Consider the following 10,587-nt stretch of genomic DNA (forward strand, 5'->3'; position numbering starts at 1 on the left):
CAAGGTCGGCTCCTGGAACTCCTCCCAGTCTGCAAAAACGAAGACTTCGGTGCTCATGGCTATTCCCCTCTGCTCAAGGCTTTGCCCTGGACTTCTTGTCCATCAGTTTGATGTCCTGGAGCTTGCGACCCAGTTCATCGTCCAGCGCGACTTTGGCAAAGTCACCGGCCAGCCCCAGGACGCTGAGCACGGCAAGGTAATGGCCGATTGAAACGCTGGGGTCTCCTTTTTCGATTTTGCGAATGGTTAGGCGGCTGAGCCCCGTTCGCTCGGAAATCAAAACCTGGGTATAACCTCTGCGCTTACATGCCAGCTTGATATTCTCGCCAAGCTGTTCCAATAGGCGTTGATTCCTGGGAAAGACGACAGCAGATCGGCCCTTTTCCTGTTTTTTACTGATCACAATAGCTACCAAATAGTCTAAAAATGGTAATTATAGTGCTCACCGCGGTTTTTTCAACTATGGTGGTTTCTATAGTTACCAAAATATCAAATAAAGGTAACTGTAAGTGCCATATAAGCTATAAGGCATCGTTCTAGATGGGTTGTGTGAGGCGGCGTTTGGCGCACGGTAGTTCGCAAGCCTATCTCTATAAATCCTACGCAGCAGAAGCGTAGTTACCATTATGTGGGTAGGGTGGCCGTGGCTCCTTGTCGTCCGGACGGGCGAAGATGTCTTCATCGCAAAATACGGGTCTAATGCTCAAGTTAGCGCTGTTGCCGAGTCAGTAATAGCACAAAGCGAGCCACCAGCAAGCCTGAGTGTGGATGAACAAAAATTTTATATGCATTTGTTAGATCAGAAAAAAGGGTGCTTGGAGCAAGAGTATCTGCCTCAAACTGAAATTCATAAAGCACTGTTGGGCTGGTTAGGTAGGTTGGGAGCCATGTGTCCGGAAGTTTAGATTGGGCGCACTTGGGTGATGCTCGGGCACAAAAGAAAAAAGGCCGATTCCCTCTTCTTGGATATCGGCCTTTTTGATAGCAGTTTTATATTTAAAATCAACTGCTTAATGTATGGTGCCCAGGAGAGGACTTGAACCTCCACGACCGTAAGGCCACTAGCACCTGAAGCTAGCGCGTCTACCAGTTCCGCCACCTGGGCTTTCTGAGAAGCAGTGGCTGCTCCGTCAGAGGTGGCGAACTATAGTGACCGCGATGCGGATTGTCAATTCTCGGAATTAAAATTCTTCTTCAATAAAGTCCTCGGGTTGAACCGCGTTTTCGTGAAGGGTCGGAAACCGACAAGGGGTCTGTTTTGAAGCGGGGCGGACAGTTCGGGTTGTGCGGCCTGGGGGCGACGTTTGGCCGCCGACAACAAGTGTGTGGACACCCGGGGGGCGCTGAATGGTCCGAGCCGGTTTTCGATTAGCGCCGCCGCGGCAAAGTTGTTGCAGAGTTAGTGGCCGGTCTCCTCTGGCCCTGATTCAGGTCAATAAAGCGCCATATTGCGCGATTAACAGCACATGTTGTCTATCCTTGGTATTACCATAGGAGGTATTGGCTAGCGCCCGGTAATGGCTGCCCCATAAAAGCATATACATGGTACGAAAATCATTGGTCTGATACGGTTGATATGTTTTTATGTGGAGCAAATCCCTTCGGGTTTAACCCCGTTACCTCTCAGAGAGCATAAATGAAAAAACATGTTCGTAATGACCCCTTCGCCGACCGCGAGGCCGCCAAGTACGATCGCCCTGTCCCCAGCCGTGAATATATCCTCGATTTTCTAACTGACAGTGTGGGCCCGATGACCCACGAAGAGCTGTGCGCCGAGTTTGGTCTTAAGGACGAGGACGCCCAGGAGGCGCTGCGCCGGCGGCTGGCGGCCATGGAGCGCGATGGCCAGGCGGTTCGCAACCGTCGCAATGCCTACGGTCCCCTGGACAAGATGAACCTGATCAAGGGCCGGGTGGTCGGACACCCCGAGGGATTCGGGTTCGTCGTGCCCACCCACGGTGGCGATGACCTGTTCCTCTCCAGTCGGCAGATGCGCCGGGTGATGGATGGCGACGAGGTGCTGGTGCGGGTAGCCGGCTGGGATCGTCGCGGTCGCCCGGAGGGCTCTATCGTCGATGTGGTCGAACACCATACCAGTTCCCTGGTGGGCCGCTATTTTGTGGAGAGCGGTATCCATTTTGTGCGCCCGGACAATCCGCGGGTGACCCAGGATATTATGATTCCCGCAGATCAGCGTGCCAATGTCGAGCCGGGGCAGATCGTGGTGGTGGAGATCACCACCTATCCCAGTCGCCATAACCTGCCCGCCGGGCGGGTGGTACAGGTGTTGGGCGATCACCTGGCGCCGGGAATGGAAATCGACATCGCCATTCACAACTACGGCATTCCCCACAAATGGCCGGAATCGGTCGTCGCTGAAGCCGAGGCCATTCCCGCCGAAGTGGAGCGGGGCGATACGGCCCACCGGGTCGATCTGCGCGAGTTGCCCTTTGTCACCATCGATGGCGAAGATGCCCGGGATTTCGACGATGCGGTCTACTGTGAGCCCCGCCGCAACGGTTGGCGGCTGCTGGTGGCCATCGCCGATGTTTCACATTATGTGAATGTCGGCAGCCCGCTGGACCGGGAGGCCTATCAACGCGGTAACTCCGTCTACTTTCCCCAGTACGTGGTGCCGATGCTGCCGGAGAAACTCTCCAACGGCCTCTGTTCACTGAATCCCCATGTGGATCGCCTGACCATGGTCTGCGACATGTGCCTGGATGACAGTGGCAATATCGTTAAATTCCAGTTCTATGAGGCGATCATCCACTCCCACGGTCGACTCACCTATACCCAGGTGGCGGCCATGGTGGCCCAGCGCGGTGACCGGGATAGCGGCGTGCGCAAACAGTTTCACGCGCTGACCGCCCACGTGGACCATCTCCACGCACTCTACCTGATGCTGCTGCAGTCCCGCGAGGTGCGCGGAGCCATTGATTTCGACAGCCAGGAAACCCGTATCCTGTTCGACGCCGAACGCAAGATTCAGCAAATCATTCCCTCGGAGCGCACCGAGGCGCACCGCCTGATTGAGGAGTGCATGCTGTGCGCCAATGTCTGCGCTGCGAGCTTGTTGCAGAAGAACAGGCTGACGGGACTGTATCGGGTGCACGGCGGGCCGCGCACGGCAAAGCTGGCGGATCTGCGGGAGTTTCTCGGTGAACTGGGGCTTGGGCTGCCCGGTGGTGACGAACCCACCCCAAAAGATTTTCAGCGGGTGCTGCTGCAGGTGGCGGGTCGCCCGGATGCCGGGGTGATCCAGACGGTGGTGCTGCGCACCATGAACCAGGCGGTCTACTCCCCGGATAATGAAGGTCACTTCGGTTTGAATTATCCGGCCTATACCCATTTCACCTCGCCGATTCGGCGCTACCCCGATCTGCTGGTACACCGCGCCATCCGCTATCTGATTCGCAAGGGTGGCCGGGTCAGTTTTGTCAAGAAAGTGGAGGGCGCGCCGTCCCTGCCGACTGCCCAGATCTACCCCTATGATGAAAGCTGGATGAGCTCGGCGGGGGAACACTGTTCCATGACCGAGCGACGGGCCGATGAGGCCACCCGCGATGTGGTGAACTGGCTGAAATGCGAGTACCTGCTGTCCCGGGTTGGCGAGGAATACGATGGGGTGGTGGTATCGGTCACCGGCTTCGGCCTGTTCGTGCAGCTCAGCGAGTTGTTCATCGAAGGCCTGGTACATATCACCGGACTACCGAAGGATTACTATTACCACGAAGCGGCACACCATCGCCTGATCGGTGAGCGCACCAAACGGGTGTTTGGCCTGGGTGACAAGTTGCGCGTGCGGGTGAGCCGGGTGGACCTGGATGAGCGCAAGATCGATTTCGATCTGGTGGAAGACGGCCGCAGGAAAGCCAAAAAGGGTGTCCCCGTCAGCCCCAAGGCCCTGGAGCTGGCCGCTGAACATGAGCAGGTGCGGGCCAAGAAGCACTCTCGCGCCAAGAAGCGGGCCGCCTCGGGAGCGGCCCCTGGAGCAACCACGGCAAAGGCCTCAGCTCCTGCCGGAAAACTGGCCAAGCCGGGGCGGACCGGCAAGCCATCCGGAGCCAGACGGCGCAAACCGCCAACCAAAAAACGCTAGTTTAAGCATTTCTGACGGACAAAATTGATGACATCAAAAGCGGGGCGCGGTGCCGTTGAGCGGGACCAGTGGATATTTGGCTTGCATTCGGTGCAGGCGGTATTAAAAACAACCGCGGACAAGGTTCGCGCACTCAAGGTGCTCAAGGGGCGCGAGGATCAGCGGCTGCAAAAAGTGTTGAATCTGGCGGAATTGAACGGCATTCCGGTGACCCGGGTCAGCCGCACTGAACTCGATGCCCTGACAGAAGGCGAGGGCCGCCATCAGGGCGTAGCCGCGCTCTGCGAGAGTGGCCAGGTGCAGGATGAACACTATCTCGCCGCCCTGCTGGAGCAGTTGTCGGTGCCACCTTTTTTACTGGTGCTGGATGGTGTGACGGACCCCCACAACCTGGGGGCCTGTCTGCGCTCGGCGGATGCCGCCGGGGTGCAGGCGGTGATCGTGCCCAAGGACAACTCCGTCGGCTTGACCCCCACTGTGCAGAAAGTGGCCAGTGGTGCCGCCGAAACGGTGCCGCTGGTGGTGGTCACCAATCTGGCCCGCACCCTCAAGCAGCTTCAGGAGCGGGGTTTGTGGGTGGTGGGAACTGCCGGCGAGGCTGAGCAACTGGTGTACGAAGCCGACCTCAAAGGGCCGCTGGTGCTGGTAATGGGGGCGGAGGAAAAAGGACTGCGACGTTTGACCCGCGAACATTGCGACTCGCTGGTGAAGTTGCCCATGGCCGGGGCTGTGAGCAGCCTGAATGTCTCTGTCGCCGCGGGTATCTGCCTGTTCGAGGCGGTTCGCCAGCGGCGATGACCATGGGGCGCGACGAGTTTGGCGAAAACGTCAGTGACCGACCCGGTCAAAGGCTGACCGAGCGGGTCATCCAGAACAACCGCGCGGCCACCCGCAACCTGGTGTTAAATCTGCCCAATGTCATCAGTGCTCTGCGGGTGGCCATGATGCCGGTACTGGTGTTGCTGGCGCTGGAACACAAAATCAATGGGTTTTTGTGGGTGTTGGCGCTGACCCTGTTCAGCGATGGAATCGACGGTTATCTGGCGAGGCGCCTGGGACAGGTGACCGAACTGGGTACCCGCCTGGACAGCTGGGCTGATCTCAGCACCTATGCGGCCATGTTGCTGGGGTTGAAAGTGCTGTGGCCCGATCTCTTTGCCAGCGAATCAAATTATCTGGTGGTGGCCTTCAGTGCCTGGCTGGTGCCCTTGCTGGTGTGCCTGGCGCGTTTCCGGCGATTGCCCTGTTATCACACCGTTTCCGCCAAGCTGGCGGCCATCATGCTGGCGCCGGCCTACTTTGTCGCGGTGATCTGGGGCGATGCGCTGTGCTTTCGCGGGGTGCTGTTGTTTTACCTGTGGGTCGCGTTCGAGCAGGTGGTCATCACCTCCATGCTGCCCCGCTGGCAGGACAATGTGCCGGGCTTCTGGTGTGCCGCGGCCATTGCCCGGCAGAGCGGGCTGGTGGACATGGCGCCAGCCGAACTGCCGGACTAAACCCGGTTATTTGAAGATACAGTGTTTGGTGAAATCTGCGGCTTCATTGGCGCTCCAGTCGCCCTTGGGTTTGTCCTTCATGTCATTGCACCAGGCCTCGCTGCCGACCTTGGCGCAGCCCGCCAGGGCCAGGGTGCCGAGGGCGATTAACAGCAGTGAAAATTTCTTCATTGTTGACTCCTTTGCAAAAATGGGCACAGCGGGCAATGATAGCCACTCTCGCCGATCAGTCCCAGTGCATAAGTGCCTGAATTTAACCTTGAAATCAGTGTGCCATCGCCGTAGAATGCCCGCCCTTGATCCATCTGGGTCAAGACACTCCTTGCTGCACCGCATGGGGCGGGCAGCTTTTAACCCGTAAGGAGGCACAATGCGTCACTACGAAATCGTATTTATGGTTCACCCGGATCAGAGCGAACAGGTTCCCGGGATGATCGAGCGCTATACCAGCACGATCAATGCTGGCAATGGCCAGGTTCACCGTCTTGAGGACTGGGGTCGCCGTCAATTGGCTTACCCGATCAACAAAATCCACAAGGCTCACTACGTACTGATGAACATCGAATGTGGTCAGGACGTGTTGGATGAACTGAATTCCAACTTCCGTTACAACGATGCGGTCATTCGCAGCGCGGTCTTCAGCTGTGACGAAGCTGTTACGGTTGAGTCTCCCATCATGAAAGCCGAGAAGTCCGACAGCCGTGAGCGTCGCGAGCCTCGCCATGCAGAGAGCGAAACTGGATCTCCCGCAGCCGCCGAGGCGGAACAGGAGAGCGTTGTTGAAGATGCCGATGCATCTACCGACGAAGCCGCGGAAGAGGAGAAATAAGCAATGGCCCGTTTTAACCGTCGTCGCAAGTTTTGCCGCTTCAGTGCGGAAGGTGCCCAGGAGATCGATTACAAAGATCTGGATACCCTGAAACAGTACGTTTCCGAAACCGGAAAAATTGTACCCAGCCGTATTACCGGCACCAAGGCCAAGTACCAGCGTCAGCTGGCCACCGCCATCAAGCGTGCCCGTTTGCTGGCTTTGCTGCCCTACACGGACAGCCACAAGTAATTACGGGTAACACCAACTGATGCGCGCCTTGGCTGAATTTATCATGCGCGGGCGCACGCAGGCGGCCCTGGTGGCCCTGGTGGGCAGCCTGGTGCCGATGCTCAGTCCGGCAACGGTCAGCCTGGTGACACTGGGCCGAGGGCCGAGGGATGGCCTACTGGTGATGTTGTGGGGGTTGTTGCCCCTATTGGTCGCCCTGTACGGAAGCGGGATCAACCCGATGATTACCCTGGCGACCATCGCCGGGCTGATTGTGGTGGTGATCGCTTCTGCCATCTTGCGCTTGACGGTGTCCTGGTCGAACGCATTGACGGTGGTACTGCTGCTGAGTGCCCTGTCGGTGTTGCTGCTGAACCTGCTGTTTGGCGGTTCGGTTGCTTCGTTGCAAGAGACTGTGGCAACCATGTTCAGTCAGTTGCAGCAGCGGGCGGGCAGTAAAGAACCGGCCTTCCAGCCGGGACGCACGTTCCTGCTGGGTGTGATGGGCTACATGGTGGCGCTGACTGCGGTGGTCAGTCTGGTATTGGGGCGCTGGTGGCAGGCGATACTCTACAACCCCGGTGGTTTTCGGGAGGAGTTTCACCGTCTGCGCTTCGATTCCAGGGTCGGCGTTGCCCTGCTGGTGGGCGTGGCAGTTTGTTACCTGTCGCCCCACGAGTACTCCAGTTGGGCGGGCTTGCTGGGCTTACCGCTGTTGCTGGGGGGCATTGCACTGGTACACCACACGGTGGCGTTCTACCAGATCGGCACGCACTGGTTAGTCATTTTTTACGTGGGCCTGTTGATGATTGGCCCCATGAGTTTGATACTGGTCGGTTTGGGTTCGCTCGACAGTATTTTGAATATACGCGCCAGGTTGGTGACAAGGCACTGAACTGCCCCGTTCCGACGGCGTTAACAGGTTAATCAAGAGAGGATATCCGAGATGGAAGTTATTCTTCTGGACAAAGTCGGCAAGCTCGGCAAAATCGGTGACAAGGTCAATGTCAAAGCTGGCTACGGCCGCAACTTCCTGATCCCGCAAGGTAAAGCTGTGTTCGCCACAGCTGACAACCTGGCGGCCTTCGAGGCCCGCCGCGCCGAACTGGAAGCTGCCGCCGCTGAACAGCGCGCTGCCGCTGAAGCCCGCGGCCAGCAACTGGCCAGCCTGGCGACTATCGTGATCGCCAGCAACGCCGGTGACGAAGGCAAGTTGTTTGGTTCTATCGGCACCCGCGATATCGCCGATGCGATCACTGCTGCAGGTGTGGAAGTGTGCAAAAGCGAAGTGAAGCTGCCGGAAGGCGCGCTGCGTGAAACGGGTGAGTACGAAATTGACATCCAGGTGCACTCGGAAGTTACCCAGCCGATCAAACTGACGATCGTTGCTGAGTAATCCGACGGTTCCCAGCCGTTTCAGGATCGGTAACAATACGGCACTGCACGATCTGGCGCAGTGCCGTTTTTGCATGGGTGGGTGACGGATAGATGGCTGAAGACAGGGGCACCTCAGAACAACAACTTCCTCATTCGATTGAGGCCGAGCAGGCAGTGCTCGGCGGGTTGATGTTGAGCAACGGTGCCTTCGACACGGTCGCCTCGGTCATCTCGGAAAAAGATTTTTTTGCCAGCGACCACCAGCTGATCTTTCAGGTCATGCGCGAGCTCTCCGCAGAGCAGAAACCGCTTGATCTCATCACCCTTTCAGAAAGCCTCGAAAATACCCATCAGCTGGATCTGGTGGGCGGTGCCCCCTATCTGGCGGAACTGGCTAACAATACCCCCAGCTCGGCCAACGTCGGGGCCTATGCCCAGATCGTGCTGGAGCGCTCCATTATCCGCCAGCTGATCTCGGCGGCCAGCGATATCGTCAAGAAGAGCTACAATCCCCTCGGTTGGGACAGCAGCAAACTGCTGGCCGAAGCGGAAAGAAAACTCGCGGATATCATCGAGAACCGCCCCAAGCAAGGCGGTTTTCTGGCGGTTAACGACCTGCTCAAGCAGGCCGTGGAACGCATTGACCAGCTTTTCAACAGTGATGAAGATATTACCGGCATCAGTACCGGCTTTGCCGACCTGGATGAAAAAACCTCCGGCTGGCAACCGGCGGATCTGGTGATTGTGGCGGGTCGTCCCTCCATGGGTAAAACCTCTTTCGCCATGAATATGGCGGAGCACGCGGTGCTCCATCAGGACAAGCCGGTGCTGGTGTTCAGTATGGAGATGCCCGCGAGCCAACTGATCCTGAGGATGATGTCGTCCCTGGGCAAAATCGACCAAACCAGGATGCGTGCCGGCAATCTTTCCGAGGACGATTGGCCGCGCCTCTCCAGTGCCGCTTCGCGTCTTAAAGATCGGCCCCTGTACATTGACGATACGCCGGGGATCACGCCCATGGAACTGCGCAACCGGGTGCGACAGGTTGTCCGCGAGAAGGGTGATCCGGGCCTGATTGTGGTGGATTACCTGCAGCTGATGAGCGGCAGTGTGGCCACCGATAACCGCACCAATGAAATTTCACAGATCTCAAGGGAATTGAAAAACATTGCCAGGGAATTTAACTGCCCGCTGATAGCCTTGTCTCAGCTCAGCCGTAACCTCGAACACCGGCCCAACAAGCGCCCGATCAACTCGGATCTGAGGGAATCCGGTGCGATTGAGCAGGATGCGGATGTGATCGTCTTCATCTATCGGGATGAAGTGTATAACGAGGACAGCCCGGAAAAGGGCATCGCCGAGGTCATCATCGGCAAACAGCGAAACGGCCCCATCGGCACCTGTAAACTCACCTTTATCGGCAAGTACACTCGTTTTGAAAATCTCGCCCGGGATTATTTTTCCGAGTAGTGCCGCGATACCCTATTGCTGGAAAGATCATGCAAATTTTTCACACCATTCAGGGACTCCGCCAGCCGCTCGCGCAAGCCCGTCGCGAGGGCAAACGCATTGGTTTTGTTCCCACCATGGGCAATCTGCACGATGCCCATATCGAGCTGGTCAAGCTGGCCCGGCAGAGCAACGACCTGGTGGTCTGCTCCATTTTCGTCAACGGCCTGCAATTTGGCCTCAACGAGGACTGGGACAAGTACCCGCGCACCTTTGAGGCCGATTGCGCGCGCTTGCGCGAGGTGGGTTGTGATTTCCTGTTCCATCCCGATGACAAGGAGATGTACCCCAACGGCCTGGACAGTCAGACCCGGGTGATCTGCCCCTCCATGACGGACGTGCTCTGTGGCGCCAGCCGTCCCGGGCACTTCGAGGGAGTGACCACGGTGGTGACCAAGCTGTTCAATATCGTGCAGTCGGATGAGGCGATATTCGGTATCAAGGACTTCCAGCAACTGGCGGTGATCCGCCGCATGGTGGAAGACCTCTGTGTACCCGTCGAAATCACTGCCGCGCCCATTCACCGGGAGGCGGACGGTCTGGCCATGAGCTCCCGCAACGGCTACCTGTCGGCGGCAGAGCGGCCCAGAGCCAACCAGCTCAACCTGAGTCTGCGCTGGATTGTCAGCCAGATAGAGGGGGGCGACCGGGATTTCCCGGCCCTCGAGGCGGAGGCCAAACGCCAGATCGCGGCGGCGGGTTTTAAGCCGGACTACATTTCTGTGTGCAACAGCAAAACGCTGGAACCGGCTGCACAGGATGACCAACAAATCACCGTGCTCGGGGCGATGTATACCTCCAGCGCGCGGTTGATTGACAATATTTCCCTGAATTAGAGGAAGAGCATCATGTTGAGTACTATGCTGAAGGGCAAATTGCACATGGCCAGCGTCACCCACGCCGAACTCTGGTATGACGGTTCCTGCGCCATTGACGCCAACCTGCTGGAGCTCGTCGGACTGCGCGAGTTTGAACAGATCGATATCTACAACGTCAATAACGGCGAGCGCTTCACCACCTATATTATTCGCGGCGAACCGGGTTCCGGCATTATCTCCATGAAC

At 57.7% G+C, this 10,587-nt stretch carries 12 protein-coding genes and 1 tRNA gene; 10 read left to right on the forward strand and 3 right to left on the reverse strand.

The window, feature by feature from the left end; all coding sequences use genetic code 11:
• Nucleotides 1-73: 73 nt before the first annotated feature.
• Nucleotides 74-403 (reverse strand): helix-turn-helix domain-containing protein, encoded by a 330-nt coding sequence (locus ABY948_RS08005; RefSeq protein WP_461482004.1) that lies wholly within the window; start codon nt 401-403, stop codon nt 74-76.
• 615 nt (nt 404-1,018) lie between these two features.
• Nucleotides 1,019-1,105 (reverse strand) — tRNA-Leu (locus ABY948_RS08010).
• A gap of 531 nt (nt 1,106-1,636) precedes the next feature.
• On the opposite strand from ABY948_RS08010, the gene rnr reads away from it, so the two are divergent.
• From rnr to ABY948_RS08025, 3 genes are read left to right on the forward strand one after another with little or no spacing between them, the layout of a single operon-like run.
• On the forward strand, nt 1,637-4,102 hold the full coding sequence (rnr, locus tag ABY948_RS08015) for a ribonuclease R (protein ID WP_461482005.1): 2,466 nt from the start codon (nt 1,637-1,639) through the stop codon (nt 4,100-4,102).
• A gap of 27 nt (nt 4,103-4,129) precedes the next feature.
• Nucleotides 4,130-4,900 carry a 23S rRNA (guanosine(2251)-2'-O)-methyltransferase RlmB gene (gene rlmB, locus ABY948_RS08020; RefSeq protein WP_461482006.1) on the forward strand — a complete coding sequence of 257 codons (771 nt, stop codon included), beginning with the start codon at nt 4,130-4,132 and terminating at the stop codon, nt 4,898-4,900.
• The gene (locus tag ABY948_RS08025) at nt 4,897-5,598 is read left to right on the forward strand and encodes a CDP-alcohol phosphatidyltransferase family protein (protein ID WP_461482007.1); all 702 of its coding nucleotides are present in this window, start codon (nt 4,897-4,899) and stop codon (nt 5,596-5,598) included. The genes rlmB and ABY948_RS08025 overlap by 4 nt, the downstream gene beginning before the upstream one ends.
• Before the next feature lie 6 nt (nt 5,599-5,604).
• Here the strand turns inward: ABY948_RS08025 and ABY948_RS08030 are convergent, their stop codons facing one another.
• Entirely contained in the window at nt 5,605-5,769 is a 165-nt protein-coding gene (locus ABY948_RS08030; RefSeq protein ID WP_461482008.1) for a DUF3012 domain-containing protein, read from the reverse strand.
• Nucleotides 5,770-5,968: 199 nt separating this feature from the next.
• Between ABY948_RS08030 and rpsF the strand changes: the two genes are divergently transcribed.
• The 7 genes from rpsF to ABY948_RS08065 form a co-directional block, all read left to right on the forward strand.
• Nucleotides 5,969-6,427 carry a 30S ribosomal protein S6 gene (rpsF, locus tag ABY948_RS08035; RefSeq protein WP_461482009.1) on the forward strand — a complete coding sequence of 153 codons (459 nt, stop codon included), beginning with the start codon at nt 5,969-5,971 and terminating at the stop codon, nt 6,425-6,427.
• Between the two features lie 3 nt (nt 6,428-6,430).
• Entirely contained in the window at nt 6,431-6,658 is a 228-nt protein-coding gene (gene rpsR / locus ABY948_RS08040; RefSeq protein WP_461482010.1) for a 30S ribosomal protein S18, read from the forward strand.
• A gap of 19 nt (nt 6,659-6,677) precedes the next feature.
• Nucleotides 6,678-7,532 (forward strand): hypothetical protein, encoded by an 855-nt coding sequence (locus ABY948_RS08045; RefSeq protein WP_461482011.1) that lies wholly within the window; start codon nt 6,678-6,680, stop codon nt 7,530-7,532.
• A gap of 51 nt (nt 7,533-7,583) precedes the next feature.
• A complete protein-coding gene (gene rplI, locus ABY948_RS08050; RefSeq protein WP_461482012.1) occupies nt 7,584-8,033 on the forward strand; it encodes a 50S ribosomal protein L9 in 450 nt (149 codons plus the stop codon).
• Between the two features lie 92 nt (nt 8,034-8,125).
• Nucleotides 8,126-9,484 carry a replicative DNA helicase gene (gene dnaB / locus ABY948_RS08055; protein ID WP_461482013.1) on the forward strand — a complete coding sequence of 453 codons (1,359 nt, stop codon included), beginning with the start codon at nt 8,126-8,128 and terminating at the stop codon, nt 9,482-9,484.
• Nucleotides 9,485-9,513: 29 nt separating this feature from the next.
• On the forward strand, nt 9,514-10,359 hold the full coding sequence (gene panC / locus ABY948_RS08060; RefSeq protein WP_461482014.1) for a pantoate--beta-alanine ligase: 846 nt from the start codon (nt 9,514-9,516) through the stop codon (nt 10,357-10,359).
• Between the two features lie 12 nt (nt 10,360-10,371).
• Nucleotides 10,372-10,587: aspartate 1-decarboxylase (locus tag ABY948_RS08065; RefSeq protein ID WP_461482015.1), on the forward strand; the 216-nt coding region annotated here is incomplete at its 3' end.

Source organism: Porticoccus sp., from assembly GCF_041592135.1.
Taxonomy (GTDB): Bacteria; Pseudomonadota; Gammaproteobacteria; order Pseudomonadales; family Porticoccaceae; genus Porticoccus.

Excerpts from the sequence above, each read along its gene's own strand:
- rpsF (WP_461482009.1), top strand. The coding sequence starts at position 5,969 with ATGCGTCACTACGAAATCGTATTTATGGTTCACCCGGATCAGAGCGAA.
- ABY948_RS08025 (WP_461482007.1), top strand. The coding sequence starts at position 4,897 with ATGACCATGGGGCGCGACGAGTTTGGCGAAAACGTCAGTGACCGACCC.
- ABY948_RS08045 (WP_461482011.1), top strand. The coding sequence starts at position 6,678 with ATGCGCGCCTTGGCTGAATTTATCATGCGCGGGCGCACGCAGGCGGCC.
- rplI (WP_461482012.1), top strand. The coding sequence starts at position 7,584 with ATGGAAGTTATTCTTCTGGACAAAGTCGGCAAGCTCGGCAAAATCGGT.
- rnr (WP_461482005.1), top strand. The coding sequence starts at position 1,637 with ATGAAAAAACATGTTCGTAATGACCCCTTCGCCGACCGCGAGGCCGCC.
- rpsR (WP_461482010.1), top strand. The coding sequence starts at position 6,431 with ATGGCCCGTTTTAACCGTCGTCGCAAGTTTTGCCGCTTCAGTGCGGAA.
- dnaB (WP_461482013.1), top strand. The coding sequence starts at position 8,126 with ATGGCTGAAGACAGGGGCACCTCAGAACAACAACTTCCTCATTCGATT.
- ABY948_RS08030 (WP_461482008.1), bottom strand. The coding sequence starts at position 5,769 with ATGAAGAAATTTTCACTGCTGTTAATCGCCCTCGGCACCCTGGCCCTG.
- rlmB (WP_461482006.1), top strand. The coding sequence starts at position 4,130 with ATGACATCAAAAGCGGGGCGCGGTGCCGTTGAGCGGGACCAGTGGATA.
- panC (WP_461482014.1), top strand. The coding sequence starts at position 9,514 with ATGCAAATTTTTCACACCATTCAGGGACTCCGCCAGCCGCTCGCGCAA.